Raw genomic sequence first — 22459 nt, forward strand, 5'->3', positions numbered from 1 at the left:
TATTGCTAAATGGCGCCAAGCTGCCTTAACGCCGTGATTTCCTCGGCCGACAGCCCCAGCCTTGCGCGCAATACCTCGTCGGTATGCTCGCCCAGCAATGGCGGACGTTCGACCTGCGGATCTTCATAACCCTCGAACTTGAAGGGCACCGGCACCGCGCCAAAACGGCCGATGCGGGGATGGTCATAGCTCGAGACCATGCCGCGCGCGCGGACATGCTCGTTATTCAGGATTTCGCCGACATCCAGAATCGGCCCGGCCGGCACGCCTGCCGCATCGCAACGGCGGCAAAGCTCGTCGCGATCCAGCCGGGCCACGGCAGCCCGCAAACCGGCCATGACTTCCTCCCGGCGGGCTACCCGCACGGCATTGCGCGCCAACTCGGCATCCGCGCCCCATTGCGGTAGATCCAGAAGGTCACACAGCGGTTTCCAGTGTTGATCACTGCCGGTGATCTGCACCCATTTGCCATCGCGGCATTCAAATGCCGCCGACGGCACGCGGCCTGGGTGTTCCGTGCCCATGCGCGGCGGCACCTCTCCCAAGGCGAAATAGCGCGCCGCCGCCAGCGACAACAGACCCACCTGCCCGTCCAGCATCGAGAAATCGATATGGCACCCGCGCCCGCTACGCTCGCGGCCGACAAGGGCGGACAAGATGCCGATCGCCGCCCACAGGCCCGAGGTCAGGTCGGCCACCGGCAATCCCGGCTTCACCGGTCCGCCATCGCGCTCGCCGGTCAGACTCATGATCCCGCCCATCGCCTGGAACACCGTGTCATAGCCCTTGCGCGGCGCGTAGGGCCCGGTCATCCCAAAGCCGGTGCACGAGAAATAGATCAGGTCCGGGTTTCCCGGCGCGATGTGGGCCTTATCCAGGCCGTAACGCGCCAGGGTGCCCACCGGAAAATTCTCGACCACCACATCGGCATCCTGCGCCAACCGGCGTATCACCTCCTGGCCCTCGGGCTTGCGGAAATTGACGGTGATCGATTGCTTGCTGCGGTTGAAGGCCAGGTAATAGGCCGACTCGTCCCCGTCCTCGCCGCGCACCTTGGGTTCGAATCCGCGCGTCTCGTCGCCGCCATCGGGCTGCTCGACCTTGATTACCGTGGCGCCCAACTCGGCCAGGATCATTGACGCAAAAGGGCAAGCCAGCACCCGCGACAAATCCAGGATGGTGATGCCATCAAGCGGCTTCATCGCGACGCCCCCTGACGAAAACCGCGCATGATGACATTGGCATCGCGGCCCACCCCCAGCGCGTCTTCCAGCCCCAGGTCCGCGCACCGATGGAACGCGCGCTTGGTCAGGCCCATGGCCGCCGCTTCCCACCCGGCAAGACGCTCGGCAAAGGCCAGCGCCTGCGGCATGACGTCGGCGGCGGGCACGGCCCGGTTGGCCAATCCCAACGCCACCGCCCGATGGCCGTCGATGGGCTCGGCCATGGCCACCAGCTCGAAGGCCTGCTTGCGGCCCAACTGCCGCACCAGATTGGCCATCACCACGGCCGCCACGATGCCGTGACGCAGTTCGGGATAGCCAAAGCGCGTGTCCTCGGCCATCACCACCATGTCGCACGCCAGCGCAAGTCCTGCGCCGCCGCCCAGCGCATTGCCATGCACGGCGGCAATGACAGGTTTGCTCATGCGCGAGAAAACCAGATGCAGATCGGTGGTCAGGCTGGCGCGCGCCAGCACGGCCTCGGGATGCTCGGGCGTCAGCGCCGAAAACTCCGTCGTATCCGCGCCGGCGCAAAAGGACTTGCCGTTGCCGGTCAGCACGATGGCGCGCACCGCGGGATCCTGGTCGGCCTCGCGCAGCGCGGCCAGCAACCCGGCGGTCAAGGCGGTGTTCAGCGCATTGTGCTTCTCCGGGCGGTTCAGCCGAAGCACGCGCACCGCGCCTTGGTTCTCGACAATCAATTCAGCCATCGATTTGCCTCTATTTAATTGATTTAATCAACTTTATGAATAAAAGAAAGCCTGTCTTGGACAGGCAATCGTCTCAGCGCGGCTGGACGCCGCGGCCGCGGCGGGCCGGCACTTCGGCCTTCAAGTCATTGAGCATGTCCAGCATGTGCGTCGTCATCTTTTCCAGGGCTCGCTCCAGCACTTCGCGTTCGTCTTCGCTCAGCACCGCCAGCATTTCCTCGTTACGCTCAACGGCAGCGGGAAACATCTCTTGATAGAGCTTTTTCCCGGCACGCGTCAGGTCCAGGTTGACCCCGCGCGCATCCTGGGCATCCGCGCAGCGCTCGATCAGGCCGCGCTCGATCAGGTCGGACACCGTGCGGCTCGCCTGGCTTTTGTCGATGTTGGCTTCCCGAGCCAGCGCGTTCAACGACATATTGGGCGCGGCGCCCAGCAAGGCCAGGATCCGCCACTCACGCGGGCCCACGCCATAGCGGCTTTCGTTCAGGCCCGCCGCAATGCGGCTGGACACGTAGGCCAGCCGGTTCAAGCGATAGGAAAACAGCTCCTTGAGCGCGGCGGGCGCGGTACGGCCCGAGGAAAGCTTGCTTCGAGTTGCCATGGAGTTCTCTTGGAGCGGTTGCGGTGACGAGGGCATGATATACAAACGCCGCTCAAGCGCCGGCGCGGATCAGCGGATTGAAGCCGCTGTCGGCCACGCGGCTGTGCAGGTCGCGTCCCAGCACCGCGCGGCAGCGCTGTGACACGACAGCCAGTGCGTCCAGGTCCAGACCCGTGCGCACCCCCATGGATTCAAACAGATTGACCAGGTCTTCGGTCGCCACATTGCCGGTATGTCCCCCGCCATACTTCACCTTGGCCGGATGGCCGCCCACGCCGCCCACGGCGCAATCGAACCAGCGTACGCCGGCGTCCAACGCCGCCACATAATTCACCAGGCCGGTTGCGCGGGTGTCATGAAAATGCGCCACCAGCGTGAGTTGCGGGAATTCGCGTTGCAGGGCGCCATACAACTGGCGCACGGTTTGCGGCGTGGCCATGCCGGTGGTGTCGCCCAGCGTGACGATGTCCACCCCCAGCGCGGCGTAACGCTCGGCGCCGCGCAGCACGCTATCGGCCGAGACCGCGCCCTCGAAGGGGCATCCGAACGCCACCGAGATCGTGCCGATCATGCGAAATCGGCCGCTGGCCAACGCGGCCATGCCAGCGATGTTGTCCCATTGATCCGCACGGCTGCGCTTCAGGTTGCGCTCGGAATGCGACTCGCTGGCCGATACCAGCAAGCTGATCTCGTTGGCGCCCTGCCCCTGCTCCAGATCGGCCAGCGCCCGCTGCACGGCGCGCTCATTGGCGCAGGTCGCCTTGTACCAGACGCCGTCCCGCCGCGGCAGCGCGGCCAGCATCTCGCTGGCGTCGGCAAACTGCGGCACCACCTTCGGATTGGAATACGAGGTTGCCTCCACGCGCTCAAAGCCCAGCGCCGCAAATGCGTCGACCAATTCGGTCTTGACGCCTGTCGCAATGAAATCCGGCTCATGCTGCAAGCCATCGCGGGCAAAACACTCGCACAGCACCACGTCGCGCGTCATGCCTTTTCTCCCAGGCCGAACAGGCTGACCGCGTGGGCGCGCAACTTGTTCTTCTGCACCTTGGAGCTCCCGGTCATGCCGATGTTCTCAAAGGTATCGACGATTTCCAGATAGCGCGGCACCTTGAAATTGGCGCAACGGCTTTTGCACCAGGCGATGAGCTCGGCGGTTTCGGCCTGCTGGTCTTCACGTAGCAGCACAAAGGCGGCCGGCACTTCGCCCAGCCGCGCATCCGGCACGCCCACCACCTGCGCCATGCGCACGGCCGGATGACCGTGCAGCACCTCTTCAACCTCGGCGGGCGCCACGTTTTCGCCCCCGACCCGGAACATGTCCTTCAAGCGTCCCACCATGCGCAAGCGGCCCTCAGCATTCATTTCTCCCAGGTCGCCGGTGTTAAGCCAACCATCCGCGCTCAGTGCGCGAGCGGTTGCCTCGGGCATCTTGTAATAGCCCTTCATCACGCTCCAGCCACGCGCCTGGATCTCGCCTTGCCCGCCCGGCGCCACCACCGCGCCGGTCGCCGGATCGACCAGACGGATTTCCATGCCGGAATGCGGCAAGGCCCAGCCCTGCGCGCGCAGCGCAAACGCATCATCCCAGGCCGACATGACGATATTGGGCGAGGCCTCTGATTGCCCATAGGCGTTGCACACCGAGGGCACGCCCATGACATCGCGGATCTTCTGCATCACCTCGGGACCTGCCGCGGCCCAACCGCCCCGCAAATGGATACGCCGGCGGTCAAAATCCGGGTGGCCCATCAGCATCAAGAAGATGGTGTCGTTGCCAGACGTCAGCGTGCAGCGCTCTTCGTCCAGCATGCGCAAGGCGTCGCCCACTTCAAAACGCGGCATGGTCAGCAGGCAGCACCCCGTCACCAGGCTCACTAGAATGGACAGCGTGGTGCCGGCCACGTGGAAGTACGGCCGGATACTGAAATAGCGATCTTCCGGCTGCACGCCCATGCGCTGCGCCACTGCCGCCGCGTTACCCAGCATATTGGCATGGGTGAGCATGACGCCCTTCGGAAAGGACGTCGTGCCCGACGTGTATTGAATCAGCAGCACATCGTCGCTGCTGACGGCGCGCATGGCGGTATCAAAGCCGGCCGCATCAGCACGGGTTGCGCCTTCGATGAAGTCTGCCCAGGCGGTCGTGCCCGGCAGACTGCGATCACCCAGCACCACCACTTTCTCCAGCCTCGGCAGCACCGCGCCTGGCAGGCGTTCAGCCAGGGCGGGCTCCACCGTTTGCAGCAGATCCAGGAAGTCGATGCCCAGAAACGTATCGGCCGTCAGCAACAGCTTGACGTCTGCCTGTTGCAGGCAGAACGCCAGCTCTTCCGTCTTGAACCGGGTATTGACCGGTACCGTCACCGCGCCTATCAGGGCGCACGCGTAAAACAGCTGCAGCCAGCCGCCGCCATTGCCGAGAAAGATGCCGACATGGTCGCCTCGGCGCACACCGGCCGCATACAGCGCCTGCGCGCGCAGCCGCGCCCCGGCGGCCAGTTCATCCCAGCTGAAACGTTCGCCCGGGGCGACAAAGGCCTCTTGCTGGCCTCGCGCCGCCACCGTCTGTGCCAATACGGCCGCCAGCGTCATCGTCTTCATGCCTGCGGCTCCTTGCCAAAGCCGGCAATGGCGCCTTGCCAATCCGTGCCGCGCAGGTTTTCCTCGATGGCCAGCAGTTCGATGGCCATCGCGCCTTCGCGCGTCGTGGCAAGGCCCTGGTCGATGCTGCGTTTGGTCAGCCGCATCGTCAGCGGCTGGGCCCGGGCCATGGCCGCCGCCATCGCCAGCGCTTCCGGGCGCAGCGCATCGGGCGCATACACATGGTTGACCAGCCCGATCTCGCGCGCCTCGGAGGCGTCGAACCGGCGGCCGGTAAACAACAGCTCTTTGGCCTTGCGAGGGCCGGCAATACGCGGCAGACGCTGCGTCGCGCCCACCGTCCCCCAGCCCACTTCGGGGTAGCAGAACACGGCCTCGCTGGAGGCCAACACAAAGTCGCAAGCGCCCGCAATCTCGCACCCCGAACCAAACGCCGGACCATGGACCACCGCCACCACAGGCTGCGGCAGGCGTTCAATGGCGGCATAGGCGGCAAAACCCTGCACCCGCCGCGCCGTCATCTCCTGGCTGTTCATGGTCTTGCGCTCTTTAAGGTCAGCGCCCGCGCAAAAGGCCGTTCCGTTGCCCATGATCAGCGCCACATGCACGCCGGGGTCCGCCGCAATCGCCTCCATGACATGCACCAGCTCGGCGCACATCTGCGAACTGAGCGCGTTACGACTCTCGGGCCGGTTCAACGTCACCGTGGCGACATGGTCCTGCACGTCAAACAGAATCGTGTGATAAGTCCGGGTCATGCCTGCTCCTGATCGGTCGGTTGCTGTCACCGCAAGAAGCCGCGGCCACGGAGCGACTATAGGCTTATTAGTTGATTTAATCCACCATATTTTTGTGAGGCGGCCGTGTTGGGTTGGGCTGTCACTGAGGCATCGATAGAGGGGGACGGGTCGAGTCGAATCGTTCGCGGGGGGCGGGGCGAAGATCAAACGTGACTGAGCAATGGCCAAGGCTCGCAAAAGCCCTTTGAACAGGCATGCCCGGCGCGGGGAGGTCACTTCACGTTATCGGTCGAGAGATGAAAGTGGGAGTCTGTCGGCTCGATGGCCGTTCCCCGGTCCGCGATGCGGCGTCGTCAGAGGCGCGATTATTCTGATGATTGCCTCGTTTACGACTCACACAGCACCCAATCGGCTGATTTGATTGGGCTATTCTGGCGCGGCAGGAGGGGCTCGAACCCCCGACCTCAGGCTTAGAAGGCCCGTGCGAAATCAGGCTAACACCTTGATTTTGCGCGGGTCTTTTTTATTCGTGTTGGAACAACTTTGGTTTTTGCGCTACGATTTCATGCGGCTTTGCCGCCTTCTGTTCTAACGCAAAATGTCCTACTTCATCCCCCCATCCCAGGGCCCCGGTGACTGCTGGACCTGTACCCACTGGCACTGAATGCTTGTCGAGCTTTAGACTCACCCTTCGGCTACCGAGGGACAATAATGAACCAGGACGCAGAAGTTACGGAGGTGAATGAGGCGCGACGTATCGCCCGAGCTTGGGCAGTTCGCAACGGTCAGAATGCCGATCGATGCGAAGTGCTAGCCAACGGGTGGTTCGAGGCGGGGCATGATGTTTGCACTGGCCGCGCGCTGGAAGCTTATTTGTCTAGCCGGCTCAAGTATTAACCGAGTCCGATATGTGCAGCCACTACCAGACTCTGAAAGACGCTGAGCTGCTGCTCAAGAAGTTCGGCGTGACCCGGCCGGGCGTGCTTGGCAAGTACGACATGTGGCCGCGCTACCAAGGCATCTTCATCCGCCAGCCGCCCGAGCATGACGCTGGCGACGAGGCGGTACCGAGCATGGAAGTCGTCACCGGCCGTCGGGGCCTGATCTCGGGATCTACCCGACCCGACGCATCGGCCGGCGCCGAGAAGCTGTGGACCTTCAACGCCCGCGACGTCCGCGTCGCAAACGTTTTCACCTTCCGCAACGCCCGGTGCCGTCACAACGCCAGGTTGCCGCCTCAAGCGAACAATCACCCTCTTGTCGCCTTCGCCGAGTGCATCTGCGTCCACCATATCAAGCAGCGAGGCGCGTAGGCGGTTGCGTGAAGTGAGTGTAAGGGGATCGCGACCTCAGACCTTACGCCTGTTTCAATATAGTCGTAGGTCCGTTCAATCATTAGGCGTACCGTGGACTTGTGGCATACAGCCACAACAACCTAAAAGGTATCCACATGTCTTCGACCATACGCATGAACTCTCCTCCTAACCAATCAGGCAGCCTGAACGAGAAAGACTTGCCGGGCAAGCAACCAGAAAAGCAAGCGGAACGACAAAAGGAAGACTCCGCGCACAAGACCGATCCGATAGAACGGAGCGAGAAAAAGGCACCCGAGGTCGGCGGGCATTCTGGACCCCGGAAGTCGTGATCGACCGTAGACTTGTTCTTCGGAGAATCCCTCGGCTTCTATAGGTCAATGCAATTAAAGACACCACCCATTGGAGGAGTGTCTAATATTACCGGAGCTCACCATGAAGAACCTAAGTAGCTCAGACTTCGACATTGATGGGCAGCCAATGCCGTCAAATACTCAGCCTCAAAGCAGCACGCCAGCTAGTGGAGAGAAAACCGCTGGCCAGCCTGGCCTAGTTGGGAACGGAAGCGCGGATAGTGTGCGCTCGGCTAAAAGTCTGCAAAAAAACTCCTCGCCGCCGATTCGTTGGTTTGGCGCCGAAAGCCCTTGGGTAACCGCCGGCTTGTCCGCGGCCACAGGGCTTATCCTGGGAGTCATGTTAGGCCGCAACCGGTAGAGTCTTGCCCCAGTTCGATTGACTTCGCTACGCAAAGCCGCTATCCGTTGAATGAACAACTCAGCCAAGTCTCAGCGCTGTGGTGTTACAGATTGCCGCAGCGTCATCCGGATGTCTGCGATGCCCCTACGTCAACCGAACGCCTGGGCCATCGTGCTAGTCCGCACTTACGCACTTATTTAGGCATCTATCATGAAACGTACACCTCCATCCCACTCTTCGCCCGAAATGCAACCCCAAGGGCAGAACAAGACAGAGAGCGCTGTGGCGCCTGCCCAGGCGCGGCCTACAAAAGAGGAAGGTTCCAACGTGGTGAAAAATGGCCGCGGGCACGGTCCGCGCGCACACACCGACTGGAAGAAATAGTCTGCGTCGAACCTCAATTAGCGGGCGGCGCTGCTCCCGGGAGTGCGGGATGCAATAACGACTTGGTTCTCCGAGAATCGGCAGCGCTTGCCGAATGGCCAAGGGCGTTGATAGCGCAGAGTAGACCGCCTTCCTAACATCGCAATCAGTCAGCAACTAAGCACAGTACTTGGGTGCCCCATAGTTGCGCGGCGGTGGGCTTCGAACTCTCAAGCGAATGGCACCTCCGCCTGACCCCGCTGCACTCCCCCTTCCAGTGTAAGTTACCTTCACCGTATGACGGACTCCCAGCGCGCATATTCGGTACCGACAGGGGCCTGTCGTCGCCAGTAAAAACGAACCAGATATCGACTTCATCCACGCAATCCGCCCAATATTAAAAAGGGGCGCGCGAGGTTGAGCACTTCTGCCCAGAAGTCTTCTTGGGACCTGCGTCACGCTGACTTTCCCTTCCCTCGCAAGAACGCTGCAACCCCTCCTTTCAACGACTTAGCATCGTAGGTCGAATTCCTGACGGCAGCCTGCAATACAACCCTTCGAGCGTCGGTCGACATAGACTGCCAAACGGTCACGACCGCAGCCCCCAGGCACGCAATGACGCGTCGTTCCTGCTCGTCAAGAACCCCAGGGGCCAGCATCTCAACAGCTACGGGCAGTTGCACGCCACCCTCGTTTAGCCACCGCTCAATGTCATGGTCATCTTGATGGTCGTGGTCCATGGCGAATCCTAAAAATGATCACCCTTGGCGAGGCGCGCAATCTTCGCCTTAAGTGCAGACTTAGTAAACGCTGCTTGAGCACTTTGACGATTTAGCACCTGTTGGCGCGCGTCAAGCGGAAGCTCATCCCAAAGGCTCAAAATGGACGCGCCAAGGAAGGCGAGAATTCGACGTTCAGACTCCTCGTACTCCTCCATAGCGAATGATTTGGCCAGCGAAGCTAGCTGCGAGCCCCCTTCATTGTCCCAACGATCCTGAGCGTTTACACCCGGTGACTGTGTCATGGCATCCTCCCGGCGGTTGCTTGAACCTAGTGTAGGCCAGGGACGGTCAGAGGCTTACGCTTGTTTCAAATCAGTCTTAGGACGTACATGCTATTGGGCGTACCGTGAACAGGTGGCATACGTCACGACAACTCAAGAGGTACACATCATGACTTTCCCTACTCGCTTCAGCGCCGCCGGTCCCCCTTCGCAACCCGGTCAGGACAACCAACCGAACAAGCAGCAAGAACAGCAAACCCAGGAGCAAAAAGAAGAAGCCGCGCGCAAACAGGCTCAGGGCGATCCGACCAAGCAGCGCACGCCCCAGTAACCTTGGGCAGCCGCCGCATTTATGTAATTAGACGCGGCACCTGTAGCTAGGCATCCACAGCAAGTTTATAAGCGCTGGCTCATCGCATGGACGCGAGAGCTGGCGAATGCCATTTTTACTAGGCCATGGCGCTTCTTCCTTTCTGCCCTAAGCATCGCAGAGACGTCGCCAGACCTTATTCCCTTCTAGCACCTGGCGCCGAACAGATGCCGGCGTCGCTCCGATTTGGGCCTTCGAGTCGAAGTAGACCGGCCGCGCATGTTCGCAATAATCAACGCCGACCCGCTCCGGAGTCGCGCACCCAGTCCCGCTCAAGCTCAGCAGCAATAGCGTCATCGCCCATACGGGCCGTTTCCAATTGCACATCACGCGCCTCCTTGTGGGCCTGCGCGGCCTGTTCCTTAAGTTCCGCGGCCCGTCGCTCACGTTCCGCCCCCTTGCCAGTGCTGCGCCCCCGTAGATATGCCCCGAGGGCGAGCGCTAAAGCGGCACCGAGCGCCACCAAAAATCCCTTGAATCGCTCAACAAGTTGCAGCATGGCCGACCTCCCTCATTACGGCGGCGTAGTTCCCTGTCCATTTTGAGCGCAGCGCTGCGCGCTCGTCGGCCGTCCCGCGGGTGTACGCCCCAGGCCGCCAACTGCGTAGGTAAAGCGCCCACGCACCTTCCTCGTCGCCCAAGGTGGGCAAAGGCCCCGGATCAGACCAGAGCAGCAATCGGGCGAGGCCGGCGGCCAGCACGTCGTCGAACTCGATTGCATTCCAGATCGCCACGTCGTTGGCCGCAACGCCACGGGCGCGATACAGCTCAGCGGCGGCGGCACGCGTCGCAGCATGAAGGCGCACTCCGCGGACCATGCCGCCCCCCTGCTCCGCTTGCCAGAAACTCTTCGCCGGACCTGTCGGTCGCGGCGGATTGCCGACCAACTGCCTGCGGTGGATGAACCGGCTTTCCTGCAGGCCGATGCCGAGCAGCTCGATGCGCGCGGCCGGCGTGTCCATCTTGCGAGGGAGCAGCGCCAGCGCGGGCTCAATAGCTGTCCTGATGATGTCTGAAAGGCTCATGGCTTGTGGCTCCGTATGTGCTTGGCCGTCACCGCGGCCACGTAGAAGGCAGCGGAAGCCGCGAGCGCCGCGTCTCCAGCGCTGGCCCACCCGGCCACGAAGATGCGGCAGGCCGCGCCCGTCGCCGTCAAGCAGATGGCCGACAGGCCGATCCGTTCCAGCGTGGTGTCCTTGATGGCTCGGGCAAACACGGCCAGGCCGGCGCCACCGGCAACCACCAGCCAGCAGACGAACGCGAGAACGGCCCACAGCGTCAGATAGATGGTGCCGTCCATGTCATGCCCCCTTGCCGCGCACGCGGTCGATGACTGCCTGCCAAAGTGCGGCGATAGGCGCGGCCTGCACCGCTTCCCAAGCGCGCGAGACGATGGCCATGCCGAACATGCCCATCAGGAAGCCCGCCAGACCTTCGGGAATCCCCAACGCGAGGGACAAGTACGGCGCAGCGTAATAGGCCACCAGCGAGCCGCTGACAGCCATGCTGATGCGCGCTGGCCAACTGCCCTGTAGGTAGCGCATGGACACAGCTGCGCCCAGGACGCCGGCGAACTTTGCCGCGAAGGCGTCGAAGTCTTGGATGTTCAATCGCGTCTCCTTGAGACGAAAAAAAGCCCGCTGGTTGCGGGCGACTTATGGAGATGACGGGACGAACTACTGCCAGCCCGTCACATCGATCACGGCAATATCGTTCTCTTCCGCATCGCTTACGAAGCGGGTGTTGCGAAGTGGGGCCCAGCCAAAAAGCGAGGCCACCTGATCCTGGATTTTTGAATAGACGCCGGTGCTGCGCGCGGCGTAGTTCTCGCCCCACCAGATAGAACTCCAGCCACCTCCGGCGACGGGGTAGCATTGGAAGCCACGCCGCTGGAACGAAGGACAGTAGGCCCATTTGCGCGCTGGAAGTCCGCCCACCTCCATCCCGTCTATGTAGCCGCTGCCGGTTCCATCTGAATTCCAGTACCGCGGGATACGCAGATTTCCGTAGACGTTCATCGGCCTGGCCGTACTCATGAAGATGTGCCGACCGTCCTGCGCCCATATATCCATCGGGCCGCCCGTCACCCATGGCCAATCAAAAATGTAGTATTCGACGGCCACACCAGTGAAAGTGACGGTATATGTCCCGTTCCCGTTGTTAACCAGGCTGCGCATGGCGGCAAAGCCGCCGCCGGTCGGTACGAAGAAAACCACGGGGCGGACAGCATTGAAAGTAAATACTCCGCTGGCCGTGCCCATGTATCTCAGGAACATGTTGACGTTGCGACTATCGCACAGCAGGTTTCCGGCCGTATCCCACAGCTCAAACGCTGCATCAGCCATTACTTAACCCCCCATAGAACAAGCATGTTTGCCCGAACCTGATTCGGAACATCGGTATAGGACCAGGAGAGAGTCGAACCATTGCGGCGAATGGTCGGAGCATTGGCTCCGCCGCCGGCGACAGTAGCCAAAAACCAGGAGTTTGCGGTGTCAGCGAGCTGCGGGATCACAACGGTGCCATTGGCCGAGTTGGTGTAGAACTCGGCCAGTTGGCGCGCTATCCGCATCCCTGGGCTGAATAGCAGGACGCCCTGGGGCGACCACAATTCAAGAGGCATCACCGCCATATCAGCCCCCGAATCGTGCGCCGAGTACGCCGTTTGGATAGTAGTAGCGCATTCCCGTGTTTGTGATCTCCGTTCTCGAACCGTCCGCCTGGGCGCCGTTGAACGACATCAGGCCAGACCGCATGTTCAGGTTGAACACCGGCAAGCCGTTTGGATTGATCGCGTCTGAGGTGAGGTTGTCTTTCAGGTTGGCGGAGCCGATGGTGGCGCGGCCTATGATGGCCTCGTTCATGAACACCTGCCCGCCCTGCACCACAAACGGCGCTTTCACGGATCCGGTGGACTCGTCCAGGATGGCCACGCGCCCGGCGGCCAGCAAGATTTGCGACGTAATGACGCCTTGATTGTTCTCGACCCCCACGCCGATCCCGGCCATGTACGGAACGCCGCCCACTGTAAGCTGGGTTTTGATCGTGTACATGGCCGCCAGGGCATTTACGATGGCGTCAATCTGCACCTGGGCGTCTCCGCCGTCGTTGATCTTGTCCAGCAGCGCCTTCGCAAGCTGCGTTTCAGTGATCTGGTTGGTGAGATACGCCAGGATCTCGTCGGCGCTATTGCTCGACGTGCCGATAACGCCAGGATTCCCAATCGGGAAAAAGTCCCCTGGGATGCCCGTGCGATCCACTAGCCTGGCCCAAAAATACAGGCGCTTGCCAGCGGACAACCCCATCATGTCGTGGGTGTTTTGCGGGAATGCGAACTCCCCAAGCTTGATGGCACTTTCCCGCGACTGCGATTCCGAATACCAGAGTTCCGTCCGCTCGATGATGTAGTTGCCGGCAGGGAAACCCCAATTCAGTCGGATCCCAAACACCATACCCTGCGCGGTCAAGTGCGTGACTTGCGGCGGCGGCAGGACACTGCCTTGCAACTCGGTGGACGCGGACAAGCCCCACGCCGACGGGATGTTCGCGGCGTTAATGGCGCGGACCCTCGCAAGGTAGCGCCCGGTGCTAATGCCCCGAATTTCGACGGATGCCGAGCCCGTCCGGCCCGCCTCAATCCAGTCGGAGTTGTTGCGTCGCCACTGGACTTGATACTCCACAGCGTCCTGCACTTTGTCCCAGGTAATGAGCGCGTTGTGGGTGGCTATCGTCTGGTCCAGTGTCGAATACGACGACAATGCCACGTTCTCAGGCGCGGACATCACCATGGGAGGGATAACCGTAATCGGAGGGTTTTCCAGGCGCGTGCCGTAGTCCACGGCGTTGAACTTGCCAGGAACGTGCTGCACGGCGCTGATGATGGCGGTCATCACGTCCTCGCGCACCACGCTGATTACGCGGAATAGCTGCGTCGACAACTCCTCAGATTCCAGCGTCCAGACGGCTTCCGGCTCTGGAAGGTCAGTGAATGGCTGGGTGACAGTGATCTCCAGGGTTCCCCCCTGGATCCCAATCATGTCCGCCGTGATCTCGGTGCTGTCGGCCGTCCAGATCGTCTGGTCGGCGGTGATCATGGTTCCCACCGCACCCTGCACAATGCGCGTTTGCGTCAGGCCGTTGGGCATGTTCAGGATCAAGCGGTCGCCAGCTCGCACCCCGATAGCCAAGTCCACTGTGACGGTTGTGGCGGTGGCAGAACGAATTCGGCCGCCAATACGGCGGCCGGTGCGGTTCTTGTCGGCAATCCGGATCACAGAACCCGGTTTCACCACCGCCTGTTCAAGGCCCACGCCGAAGGTGATCCCTTGTGTCTCCCGCTGAGAGGTGAGCAGCGCCCATTTTGCTACGCGCACGGCCTGCCCGCGCGACGTGCAGCCGAAGGCCGTCAGCTGGTGCATCCGCACGCCGTAGCGGGCGATCGCTTCCCGATCCTCGACCGCCTCCATCTTCGCGATGCCCTGGTTCGTGTTGTCGTTCCACGAAACTTGAACCACGGTATAACGAGTTCGCCGCGGGCTGCCGGTGTAGCCGAACTTTCCATCCAACACGTTCGCATTGGTGAAGTTGTAGACCGGCTCGCTCGGCATATCGGCCGACGCCGCAACGGCCCCATTCATCTCGTAGACGATGCCACGAAAGACGCTGGCAAGATCGGACATGACGCGATATGCGTCCGCTGCCTGCTGAATGTAGACGTTGCACGTAAACCGCGGCTCCATGCCCCCAAACCCGTCCGGGATCATTTCGTCGCAGTACTGCGCGATGGGATAAAGCTGCCACTTCGCCATCGCCAGCCGCGCCGGTTCCAGGAACGCGCCGGCGCCATACCGCTGACTCGTCACCATGTCGTACCAGATCCAAGCGGGATTGTTGGTCCACGCCTGCTTAAACGTCCCATCCCACAAGCCGGTATAGGTCCGCGTTTCGGGATCGTAATTGCTAGGCACTGCGATGATGCGGCCACGGAAACGGTACGCGCGGGTGGGGATGGCAGAAAACTGGCTGGCGTCTACCTGGATTCCCACCACGGCGGACATCGGCATGCGCAGCTTGGCATCCAGCACGTTGGTGATGGACTGGATCCAAGTGGCGTTGGTCAGGGTGTCGGTGGCGGAATCTATGGACAAACGGCGCACACGAACAACCCACCCCGTCTGCGCGCCTTGCGGAAGGTCGATGCGGTGGGTTCGCGCGTAAGTCTGCGTGGTCTTCCCGTCGAACGCTGATACCAGAACCTCCTGGAACGGCCCGCCGTCGGTCTGCAGATCAATGGCGTAATCCACGCGAGTGCCGTCGCGGTCTCCATTGCCGGTGTCGACCTGGATGAGCCCCCGAACCTCTAGCGTTATGCGAACCGCCGACAACGTGCGATCAGTGATCGTCTGGACCCAAGGAACGCCGTATTTCAGCTCGACGCCCAGGCCAATGGTGCTTTCTGCCGCCGGGAACCCCTGGATATAGTCTTGTGACTGCGTGCCGTTGCGGAAATCCACTCGGACGCCCTGAAAGTTGAGCGACCCGCCATCGTTCTCGATGGGCGTTCCGTCCAGGTAGATGCTGCGCAAGATGGAATTCAGCCCGGCCACAGGGCCGACGATAGGCCCCTCACTGATCAGGTCAAGCACCTTGGCATACGAAATGCTGTGCAGGCTATCAGGAGCCTCCACGGGCGAACGAGCACCGCCTCCGTCCTTGCCCCCCTTGCGACCCACAATCGTGATACCGCCTTGACGCGCGATGTTTCGCATGGGCCCATCAAAAGAAAACCCGCCGGCTTCGGCGGGTGAAAGTAGACGTTGCATCATTACCTCTATGCTTGATCTTCGGCATAAATGCCGGCCGACACCACGGCGCTGCCGGCCCAGCCCTCACCGTAATGAACCGGAACGCAATTGCCCTGCGCGGTCGTGTTCACGGCCCCGTTGAAGTTGTAAGACGCACCGTTATCCGGGCTGTCCTTCGTGGAGAGCCCAGTTTGCGTCGGGCTCGCCAACTGAATGACGCCGCCCAGCGCCACGACGGCGCCCATTTTCATAAGCGAAGTTCCGAACGCCGCCATAGAGCCCGCACTGAAGTAGTTGATCGCAGCGCCGACAGCCACCATTGCTGCGCCGAGGATCGTTTGAAATACGCCCCCCCGCTTGGCCCCCTGGATGACCGGCGCAAACCGGATCTCTTCCTCGTCCGAAGCGGCATGCTCAAGCCTGTCTTCTCCGATGTTGCTGCGGCCTAGGAAAACCGCGTAGCGCACGCCGCGATCCCCAGACGTGATCATTTCTCTTTCGAACCCGGGCAGGATGGCGCACAGCGCTTGGATGGCCTCTGCGGCACTTCGCACGGCTAGCCGGTGGACGCGACCAAACCGCGTTCCCAGCACCCCATACAGCCGGATGGTGCGTAACTGGTTATCCATTGGCCACTTCCTTATGTCGCAGCACGACGCGCGTGATCTCTTGCCAGTACCCGCCATACACCTCGCGGGTAGACAGTCGGCCGTACAGGTGATGGAGCATGGTGCCTTGCATGGGGAATAGGTCCGGTCGCTCCGACAGCGTGCCATCGCCGAGGTAGACGGCGCCATGGTTGGTGCGCTTCGCCAGGTGGTTCATGAGGATCACATCCCCGCGCTGGATAGTCTCGCCAGAGGCCAGCGACCGGAAGCCAGCAGCGGCGAAGTTGTCTAGGTAGACCTCTTGCTCGCCTTCCCACCAGCCATCCGCACGGGCAAAGTCGGGAAGGTGAATCCCCATCTCCCTCGCGTGGAAATCCCGGATCACGCTGTAGCAGTCGAGGACACCATGATGGAACGTGCGCCCCAGTAGCGGCGCTTGATACCCCGAGGGGGAAAACGCCTCGATGGCGAGAGCTTGAGGCGCCTCCTGACCAATGTCCTTGCGCACCTCCACGATGTACCAAGGCACCGCCCCTACCCTCTCGGCCATGGCCTCGCAGGCCACCAGATCCGCCTCCGATGGTGAGGCCGTGTTGTCCGGGTGCGAATGGACGAATGCGACCACCGCGCCCATATCCTCGGCCGCAGCCCAGTCCTCCGGACAAGTCACAAACCCGGCCTCCGGTGCATCGGCCACATTCCGGCCGCGCACGTAAATTTCGCGGCCCTCGGAATCGGACACCACGAAACCCACGCTTTCGGTCGGGTACACCTCCTCGGCATGCCGGCGCATGGCTGCAAGTGTTGCTTTCTTCATGCTATCGAACCCGATCAGCGGCAGGGAACCCACCAAAGTTGATGACAGCCGCCACCGGCTCCACGCCCTGCTCAGCACCGAACCGGAGCTGGCAGGAACGCACCAGACCGGCGCAGTTGTCCTGGTCCGGACTGGACACCGGCCGGTCCTGACCGTCGAAATATGCGGACCCTGTGTACTGGCAGTAAGGGCCGCGATAACCACCTATCCATTTCCACGGGCAGATCGTCGCCACGATCTGGCGCCCAGGTAGTTGGCGCCCATCGAACGCCAGTCCCGTTGCAAGCTCGAACTCAACCATCTCCGGTGTTTCGTTCAGCTTCTGTTCGACCAGCCACACCTCAAGCGGCAATTCCTGGTTGGGGTCATAGTTGGGGTTGCCGTCCGGGAAGTTCGCTGGGTCGAGATACTTGGCCAGCGTTTCGCGGACGGTCAACACACAGCCCACCAGATCATCCATGGCGATGCACAGCGAGGAGATCACGCCGGCAACCGGCTCGCCGTTCTCGTCTTTGCCGATGTTGCCCACAGCGAGGGTCGGCGATGGCTGGGACGCTTCGCCCGTGCGTTGGAAATCGCGGGCTTCCAACGCCCAGGGCGTGTACTCCTGGCCCTTCCAGAAGATCGGGCCGCTTTGGTTGTAATTGTGAAAGCGGAGGGTGGGCCCGCCCTGGTTGCTGGTGTCCAGCTCAAACAGGCGCACCGCATCCCCCGGCTCCAGTTTCTGGATGTCGGTGGTGATGCTCATGAGGGAATTTCCTTCTAATTGGCGGGCTCGCCAGCTGCTCGGTCGACAAGAGCGGAGGCCTTCAGGGCGTCAATCTCGGCGCGCAGCAGGTCGATGATTTGCTGCTGCCGCTGGGCCGTCAGAACCAGGTCCGGGACCAGTTTGGAGTAGTCCACGCTCTGCGGCAGGATCATGCCCTCAAACCCCGCCATCTCCATAACCGCGTCTTTCTCGCCGTTCACAGCGCGCGGGTGCGTGTAGGCGAGCTCGTGAGCCAAAACCCCGATATCGTCTTGATCGTTGGCTTTCCAGGCGAAATCTCGGATCTTCACGCCCATGATGCGAACGCGGCCGGCCTCCTTATCGGAATCCCCTTTCAGCCGCTTAAGCCGGTAATCCGAGGAGACGTTGAACGAAGTCCCGGTTGCAGATGTGGTGATCGACCCGACTAGACCGCCGGCCGTGTTTTGGAATGCGATAGCCGCGCCATCGTTCAGCGTTTTTGGGGCCATCAGCATGCCCCACAGGCTTGTCCCGCCCGCGTATGTGCAGGTTATGGCGGTGTTAGCTGCACGCACCGAAGGAGGCGCGCCCAATGTCCACTCTCCCAAACGGGAGACGCTGCCGCATTCTTGATCCGCGCTTTGGAAAATCAGCCGCGAAAGTAGCGACCCGGTTCCGTGACGGCTGAACAGAAGACGAGCCACGTTTGCCGTCGTGTCATTAGCGAGCGTCACAAAACTAGCATTCGTCGTTTCGTTCTCACGGGCAAGAAAGCCGGCGGATCCGCCGGCGGCAACGGGGACCGCCTGGACATACGTCGAAACCGCACCACCTGCCGAAAGGCCCTTGAACCTAACGGCCGTGGCGCTGTGCATGCCGGGGAAATCCCCGGTTATGATCGCTCCCGCACCCGTGCTGCTCAAGTTCAGCGTAGTGCCGTTCCATAGGGCCTGCGTCACCGCAGGAAGCTGCCCGACCGGCAGGCGCACATTCGCATCCAGCTGCGGGATACCATTGGCCACGCCGATGAGCGCGGTTGAAACCGACTCACCCCAGCCGGACCAGGTCCCGCTGGTCATGGCGCGGATAAAACGACGGTTGTTGTCGGCCCCCGGGGATGTGACGGTGTAACGCTGCACTGCAACGACGCCATTCGCGCTCCCCAGCACCTCAAGAATCCCGGGCAAAGCCGCCGGGTAATTTGCGCCCGCCTGCGCTCCAGCAGCCGTAGACTGCCGATAGCTCCCTGGCGAAACGTAATTGTTCAGGTCGTGGATCGTGGTGGGCAGCAAAACCGGTACAGGCAACTGCCCCATCAGGAGGCGTGCATCTGACCCCAGCGTGGCGAGCCCAAAGGCCGCGCCGATAGCGGCAGCGATGGCGTCAACGTTCTGGTTCAGCTTGATGAATGCGTTTCGCAAAGCATCGCCGGTTCCATCGTTTGGGCTGAACCCCACATTTACTTTTACGAGCGGGTCCATGGCTCCCCTATGGTTTGAAAATTTGGTTGAAGGTGGCGGAAACCGTGTAAACGTCCCCTCCAACAGGATTGAGGCTGTACGCCGGCGCCTCGTAGTAGCCCTCCACCCCCAATGGAGGCGTCCAGAGGAAAGACGCACTGCCTGCGTGTCTGTCCAAGAAAGACATGACCGCCTGCATTTCCTGCTTGCTGCCCGAGAAAGTGAGCGGCCAGGACTGCACTTTGTTGTTGATGCCGTCGCCGGCCACCTGGCGATACCCGTCTCCGAACTGCGCTGTCAGGCGCCGGAATGTGACGGTGCCCGTAGGCTGGCCAGAGGCCTTCCACATAAATCGTTCAGCCATCAGGCCCTCCCATTTCGCGCATTCCAGGCGGTTCCGCCCTGGCGATAGGAACGGTCGACAACGCGTTGCGCCACCGCCTCCATCTGCCTCAGCATCTCCCGCCCCATTTCGTCGTCTTGACCCGTCTGTCGGGTTTCGCGGCCCGAGTCGTTGAAAATCACCTGGTTGGTGATCTGGTAACTGGCCCCACTCCCCACGGCTCCACCCGTCACGCTGTTCTTCAGTGGGGTGACATAGCCGCCGTTCTCTCCGCTCATCAGATAGGTTTGGCCCCCCTCCGTGTACAACTCGGGACCCAACTCCCTGACGCGGTAGAGCGAATTTGCTGCCGTGGGACCGCCAGAGGCACGACCACCCGACAGGCTCCAGCCCGTCATGCCGTCTGTGTTGCCTAAGGCCGCCATCCCGGTGCCCTGGTAGCTTGCACCGGCAGATATGCCACTGGTCGCGGCACCAGCAAGCAATCCGGCAAAGTTGCCTACCATCCCGACCATCGCCTGGCGCGCCGCAATCCTGGTCAAGTCAGCAACTACGGAAGTGGCGAAGTCCTTGAACGAGAGTTTCCCGGTCGTCACGAAACGGACGATTGCGTCCTCCATGCCTTGGAATGCGTTGGAAAACAGCGACTTCGTCTGCGCGGCGACGTTGGCCGCCAGATCCTGGTAGTTCTCGAGTGCAGAAGTGGCGCCATTCTTCCAGTTGCCCTGCGCCTCACGCACCTGGTCGAAATACTGCTGCTGCATCGACAGGCGCAGATCCAAGTGTTCCTTGAGGAGTGCTGTCTCGCTCCGGTAGGTCTCCTGCGATACCTGGCCCGACGCCATCGAGCGGTCGAACTGCGCCTGCTGGCGCTGGTAGTCCCGCAAGATCGCCTGACGTGCGCGAAGCTCCTCCTGCGCGCGGTCACCCAGCCCCACGCCGGCCACCTGGTCTGCATACTGCTGCTGCTCCAGATCCCGCGTCGCGGCCAGGCTGGCGCGCAGGGCTTCGACCTTGGCGGTCTCCTGCTTGGTGCGTAGCTCCTTCTCAGCGGCCACATTCAGATCAAGTTGGCGGCGCAGCAGGTCCTGCTGAGCGAGCAGGCTCTTCTGATCCGCCGTCAGGACCTTCTTGTCCTTCAGGTCTGCGATCTGCTGCTCGAACTCGGCACGCTTCTGACCCCAGGTGGCGAGCTTTCCTTCGCTGGTGATCTGAGCCTGAAGAGAGGCCTCCGCCTCGCGATACTGCTGCAAGAGCTTGGTTGCCGCATCGTCGGTGTAGGCCTTTTTGGTGCTTCGGTCCTCGAACTGTCGATCGATGGCAGCGCGCGCCGCCTTGATGTCGGACGCGGCCAGCGTCGTCCCGTCTTTCTGCGCCTTGGCGATGCGGTCGTCTAGGTCTTTCAGTGCCTTGCCGCGCTTCTCCGCCTTTGACGCGCCCTCTTCAATCAGCTTGGAGATTTCCTGCCGTGCCTGGATCGCATCACGGTTGATCTTGAGCTGTTCCGCCTGCGCTTTCGCGGCGTCTTCGGCCTCCTTCTTCTGAGACTTCAGCGAATCAACGAGGGACTGGGCATTTCGCAGGCCCGCCTTCTCCTTGTCGCTGATCGATGCCCCTCCCTCAGCAGCGAGTCGGATGATCTCGGCCCGTTGACGAACCTCGCGTTCAGCGCTCCTGATCTTTTCATCGACCGACTCTTCCCGGCCGATGTCCAACATCTTGCCCCAAGCCCACGACGCAGCTGCGCCCAGCTTGTTCCAAGCCGATTCAAGCGATCCTAGGTTTTCCTTTTGCGCCGATGTACGCCCAGTGAGCTCCACCGCCGCCTGCCGGGCGACCAGTTCCACCGCCTCCTGCGCCCGCCCCTGCTCCTTCAAAGCCAGGACCTGCGCGTATACGGAGCCGGTCAAAATTCCGTAGCGCTCGTTCAGGTCAACAACCGCCGCCACGGGGTCCTTGCCGAGCTTTGCGAAAATCTCGACTGTGCTCTCAATCCCCGTGCCAACCGCGCGCTGCATTTCAGCAGCGATAAGTGCCACGTCCGACAGTGCGGTACCGGAAAGCTTCCCGGAGGCCGCCACGGCGTTCAGGGCTTGAACTGCTCGCGAATGGCTTCCGGTAATCTCGCCCAGGCCACGCGCCATCGCGACGAGATTGCCCGCCGTTACACCCGCGGCATTGCCGGTCAGGATTAAGGAATCGCGGAAGTTCTCCGCTTCGGAAGATCCTTTTACCCAAGCCACTGCCACCGCTGCTGCCGCCCCTGCCGCCAAGGTGTACGGATTGATGAGGCTCAACAGAGCGCCGCCCAACGCCCGCGCCGCCGGCACGATGCCGCCAAACATGTCTTTCAGCTGGCCGCCCTGCTGAAGCAGAACGGTCAGCGGCTGCTGCCCGCCTTGCAGCGAAACAACGATGTCAGTGATCTGGGCAGGCACCCCCCTCAGCGCGGCAGCCTGTTGCGCAGCGCTAATCCCGTACTGGTTAATCTGCTTGGTCGCACCAACCGCAGCGGTGCCGGTCGCGGCAAGCTTGGTCTTGATCTCATCCAGGATCGAGGTCGGAACGCCCCGCAGCGCCGCGTTATAAAGGATCTGCTCCTTGCGGGTCATGCCAATGGTGTTGGCCTGATGGATCAGCGAATCAACGCGCCGTCGCTCCGCAGCCGTCAACTTGGCATAGTCAGCTTGAGCCGACTGCGCCATGTCGGAGGTACTACGCTTGGCCGAAGCAACCGCAGTGTCAAACTGCGAGGTATCGACGACGATGTCTAGGCGCGCGGTGCCAATGCTTTCCTGTGCCATGTTCAACTCTTATGGAAAATTTCCAGGGCCGCCCGCTCGATGATCCGAACGTCGTCCATGATTTCCTGCTGTTCGGCCCTGGAAAGCTCTTGACGGTCCAGGTCGTGAAACAGGACCCCGTAGTCCAGGCCTATCGGCCCTCCCGTCCCTACGCGCCACTGCGTGTAGTTCCGGGTAAACAGGTTGAATGCAGGCACGTGCTCCTGCCACAGCTCGACCGTGGGCCTTTGGAAGTAGCGGGGCTTCAAACCGGCTTTTGCTAAGGTCGCG

At 61.8% G+C, this 22459-nt stretch carries 22 protein-coding genes; 2 read left to right on the forward strand and 20 right to left on the reverse strand.

Going from position 1 to position 22459, the window contains the following annotated elements:
- Window positions 1-5 precede the first annotated feature (5 nt).
- From H4P35_RS18490 to H4P35_RS18515, 6 genes are all read right to left on the reverse strand, one after another.
- Window positions 6-1202, reverse strand: a complete 1197-nt coding sequence (locus tag H4P35_RS18490; RefSeq protein ID WP_226846465.1) for a CaiB/BaiF CoA-transferase family protein — start codon at window positions 1200-1202, stop codon at window positions 6-8.
- A complete protein-coding gene (locus H4P35_RS18495; RefSeq protein ID WP_062842191.1) occupies window positions 1199-1933 on the reverse strand; it encodes an enoyl-CoA hydratase/isomerase family protein in 735 nt (244 codons plus the stop codon). Before H4P35_RS18495 ends, H4P35_RS18490 begins: the two co-directional genes overlap by 4 nt.
- A 73-nt stretch (window positions 1934-2006) precedes the next feature.
- Window positions 2007-2534 (reverse strand): MarR family winged helix-turn-helix transcriptional regulator, encoded by a 528-nt coding sequence (locus tag H4P35_RS18500; protein WP_063954389.1) that lies wholly within the window; start codon window positions 2532-2534, stop codon window positions 2007-2009.
- A gap of 52 nt (window positions 2535-2586) precedes the next feature.
- Entirely contained in the window at window positions 2587-3522 is a 936-nt protein-coding gene (locus H4P35_RS18505) for a hydroxymethylglutaryl-CoA lyase (protein WP_226846466.1), read from the reverse strand.
- Complete coding sequence (locus tag H4P35_RS18510) at window positions 3519-5138, reverse strand: AMP-binding protein (RefSeq protein WP_226846467.1); 1620 nt, start codon at window positions 5136-5138, stop codon at window positions 3519-3521. The genes H4P35_RS18505 and H4P35_RS18510 overlap by 4 nt, the downstream gene beginning before the upstream one ends.
- The gene (locus H4P35_RS18515; protein WP_226846468.1) at window positions 5135-5896 is read right to left on the reverse strand and encodes an enoyl-CoA hydratase/isomerase family protein; all 762 of its coding nucleotides are present in this window, start codon (window positions 5894-5896) and stop codon (window positions 5135-5137) included. The genes H4P35_RS18510 and H4P35_RS18515 overlap by 4 nt, the downstream gene beginning before the upstream one ends.
- 890 nt (window positions 5897-6786) lie before the next feature.
- Between H4P35_RS18515 and H4P35_RS18520 the strand changes: the two genes are divergently transcribed.
- Window positions 6787-7191 (forward strand): hypothetical protein, encoded by a 405-nt coding sequence (locus tag H4P35_RS18520; RefSeq protein ID WP_226846469.1) that lies wholly within the window; start codon window positions 6787-6789, stop codon window positions 7189-7191.
- A gap of 1807 nt (window positions 7192-8998) precedes the next feature.
- Here H4P35_RS18520 and H4P35_RS18525 read toward each other — a convergent pair.
- Window positions 8999-9274 carry a hypothetical protein gene (locus tag H4P35_RS18525; protein WP_226846470.1) on the reverse strand — a complete coding sequence of 92 codons (276 nt, stop codon included), beginning with the start codon at window positions 9272-9274 and terminating at the stop codon, window positions 8999-9001.
- Between the two features lie 148 nt (window positions 9275-9422).
- On the opposite strand from H4P35_RS18525, the gene H4P35_RS18530 reads away from it, so the two are divergent.
- A complete protein-coding gene (locus H4P35_RS18530; RefSeq protein ID WP_226846471.1) occupies window positions 9423-9584 on the forward strand; it encodes a hypothetical protein in 162 nt (53 codons plus the stop codon).
- A 271-nt stretch (window positions 9585-9855) separates the two neighbouring features.
- Here H4P35_RS18530 and H4P35_RS18535 read toward each other — a convergent pair whose 3' ends face one another.
- The 13 genes from H4P35_RS18535 to H4P35_RS18595 form a co-directional block, all read right to left on the reverse strand.
- Window positions 9856-10122 (reverse strand): hypothetical protein, encoded by a 267-nt coding sequence (locus H4P35_RS18535; RefSeq protein WP_226846472.1) that lies wholly within the window; start codon window positions 10120-10122, stop codon window positions 9856-9858.
- Complete coding sequence (locus tag H4P35_RS18540) at window positions 10106-10648, reverse strand: hypothetical protein (RefSeq protein WP_226846473.1); 543 nt, start codon at window positions 10646-10648, stop codon at window positions 10106-10108. The genes H4P35_RS18535 and H4P35_RS18540 overlap by 17 nt, the downstream gene beginning before the upstream one ends.
- Entirely contained in the window at window positions 10645-10923 is a 279-nt protein-coding gene (locus H4P35_RS18545; RefSeq protein ID WP_226846474.1) for a hypothetical protein, read from the reverse strand. The genes H4P35_RS18540 and H4P35_RS18545 overlap by 4 nt, the downstream gene beginning before the upstream one ends.
- Window position 10924: 1 nt before the next feature.
- Window positions 10925-11233 (reverse strand): hypothetical protein, encoded by a 309-nt coding sequence (locus tag H4P35_RS18550; protein ID WP_226846475.1) that lies wholly within the window; start codon window positions 11231-11233, stop codon window positions 10925-10927.
- 66 nt (window positions 11234-11299) lie between these two features.
- On the reverse strand, window positions 11300-11968 hold the full coding sequence (locus tag H4P35_RS18555; RefSeq protein ID WP_226846476.1) for a hypothetical protein: 669 nt from the start codon (window positions 11966-11968) through the stop codon (window positions 11300-11302).
- A gap of 288 nt (window positions 11969-12256) precedes the next feature.
- Window positions 12257-15448, reverse strand: a complete 3192-nt coding sequence (locus H4P35_RS18560; protein WP_226846477.1) for a host specificity protein J — start codon at window positions 15446-15448, stop codon at window positions 12257-12259.
- A 5-nt stretch (window positions 15449-15453) separates the two neighbouring features.
- Complete coding sequence (locus H4P35_RS18565) at window positions 15454-16056, reverse strand: tail assembly protein (protein WP_226846478.1); 603 nt, start codon at window positions 16054-16056, stop codon at window positions 15454-15456.
- Window positions 16049-16852, reverse strand: a complete 804-nt coding sequence (locus H4P35_RS18570; protein WP_226846479.1) for a C40 family peptidase — start codon at window positions 16850-16852, stop codon at window positions 16049-16051. Before H4P35_RS18570 ends, H4P35_RS18565 begins: the two co-directional genes overlap by 8 nt.
- Window position 16853: 1 nt before the next feature.
- On the reverse strand, window positions 16854-17600 hold the full coding sequence (locus H4P35_RS18575; protein WP_226846480.1) for a phage minor tail protein L: 747 nt from the start codon (window positions 17598-17600) through the stop codon (window positions 16854-16856).
- A 14-nt stretch (window positions 17601-17614) separates the two neighbouring features.
- On the reverse strand, window positions 17615-19063 hold the full coding sequence (locus H4P35_RS18580; RefSeq protein ID WP_226846481.1) for a pyocin knob domain-containing protein: 1449 nt from the start codon (window positions 19061-19063) through the stop codon (window positions 17615-17617).
- A 7-nt stretch (window positions 19064-19070) separates the two neighbouring features.
- Window positions 19071-19406, reverse strand: coding sequence for a phage tail protein (locus tag H4P35_RS18585; protein WP_226846482.1), 336 nt, complete (start codon window positions 19404-19406; stop codon window positions 19071-19073).
- Window positions 19406-22189: a phage tail tape measure protein gene (locus tag H4P35_RS18590; RefSeq protein WP_226846483.1), complete on the reverse strand. Its 2784-nt coding sequence runs from the start codon at window positions 22187-22189 to the stop codon at window positions 19406-19408. Before H4P35_RS18590 ends, H4P35_RS18585 begins: the two co-directional genes overlap by 1 nt.
- A gap of 2 nt (window positions 22190-22191) precedes the next feature.
- Window positions 22192-22437, reverse strand: a complete 246-nt coding sequence (locus H4P35_RS18595) for a DUF1799 domain-containing protein (protein WP_255616075.1) — start codon at window positions 22435-22437, stop codon at window positions 22192-22194.
- Window positions 22438-22459 lie beyond the last annotated feature (22 nt).

Origin of the sequence: Achromobacter sp. 77, from assembly GCF_020541125.1 — a bacterium.
Classification (GTDB): Bacteria; Pseudomonadota; Gammaproteobacteria; order Burkholderiales; family Burkholderiaceae_B; genus Achromobacter; species Achromobacter mucicolens.

Coding starts and splice junctions, on each gene's coding strand:
- H4P35_RS18590 (WP_226846483.1), bottom strand. CDS start 22,189: ATGGCACAGGAAAGCATTGGCACCGCGCGCCTAGACATCGTCGTCGAT.
- H4P35_RS18545 (WP_226846474.1), bottom strand. CDS start 10,923: ATGGACGGCACCATCTATCTGACGCTGTGGGCCGTTCTCGCGTTCGTC.
- H4P35_RS18520 (WP_226846469.1), top strand. CDS start 6,787: ATGTGCAGCCACTACCAGACTCTGAAAGACGCTGAGCTGCTGCTCAAG.
- H4P35_RS18500 (WP_063954389.1), bottom strand. CDS start 2,534: ATGGCAACTCGAAGCAAGCTTTCCTCGGGCCGTACCGCGCCCGCCGCG.
- H4P35_RS18555 (WP_226846476.1), bottom strand. CDS start 11,968: ATGGCTGATGCAGCGTTTGAGCTGTGGGATACGGCCGGAAACCTGCTG.
- H4P35_RS18530 (WP_226846471.1), top strand. CDS start 9,423: ATGACTTTCCCTACTCGCTTCAGCGCCGCCGGTCCCCCTTCGCAACCC.
- H4P35_RS18575 (WP_226846480.1), bottom strand. CDS start 17,600: ATGAGCATCACCACCGACATCCAGAAACTGGAGCCGGGGGATGCGGTG.
- H4P35_RS18585 (WP_226846482.1), bottom strand. CDS start 19,406: ATGGCTGAACGATTTATGTGGAAGGCCTCTGGCCAGCCTACGGGCACC.
- H4P35_RS18580 (WP_226846481.1), bottom strand. CDS start 19,063: ATGGACCCGCTCGTAAAAGTAAATGTGGGGTTCAGCCCAAACGATGGA.
- H4P35_RS18490 (WP_226846465.1), bottom strand. CDS start 1,202: ATGAAGCCGCTTGATGGCATCACCATCCTGGATTTGTCGCGGGTGCTG.
- H4P35_RS18535 (WP_226846472.1), bottom strand. CDS start 10,122: ATGCTGCAACTTGTTGAGCGATTCAAGGGATTTTTGGTGGCGCTCGGT.
- H4P35_RS18495 (WP_062842191.1), bottom strand. CDS start 1,933: ATGGCTGAATTGATTGTCGAGAACCAAGGCGCGGTGCGCGTGCTTCGG.
- H4P35_RS18525 (WP_226846470.1), bottom strand. CDS start 9,274: ATGACACAGTCACCGGGTGTAAACGCTCAGGATCGTTGGGACAATGAA.
- H4P35_RS18505 (WP_226846466.1), bottom strand. CDS start 3,522: ATGACGCGCGACGTGGTGCTGTGCGAGTGTTTTGCCCGCGATGGCTTG.
- H4P35_RS18565 (WP_226846478.1), bottom strand. CDS start 16,056: ATGGATAACCAGTTACGCACCATCCGGCTGTATGGGGTGCTGGGAACG.
- H4P35_RS18570 (WP_226846479.1), bottom strand. CDS start 16,852: ATGAAGAAAGCAACACTTGCAGCCATGCGCCGGCATGCCGAGGAGGTG.
- H4P35_RS18560 (WP_226846477.1), bottom strand. CDS start 15,448: ATGATGCAACGTCTACTTTCACCCGCCGAAGCCGGCGGGTTTTCTTTT.
- H4P35_RS18510 (WP_226846467.1), bottom strand. CDS start 5,138: ATGAAGACGATGACGCTGGCGGCCGTATTGGCACAGACGGTGGCGGCG.
- H4P35_RS18515 (WP_226846468.1), bottom strand. CDS start 5,896: ATGACCCGGACTTATCACACGATTCTGTTTGACGTGCAGGACCATGTC.
- H4P35_RS18540 (WP_226846473.1), bottom strand. CDS start 10,648: ATGAGCCTTTCAGACATCATCAGGACAGCTATTGAGCCCGCGCTGGCG.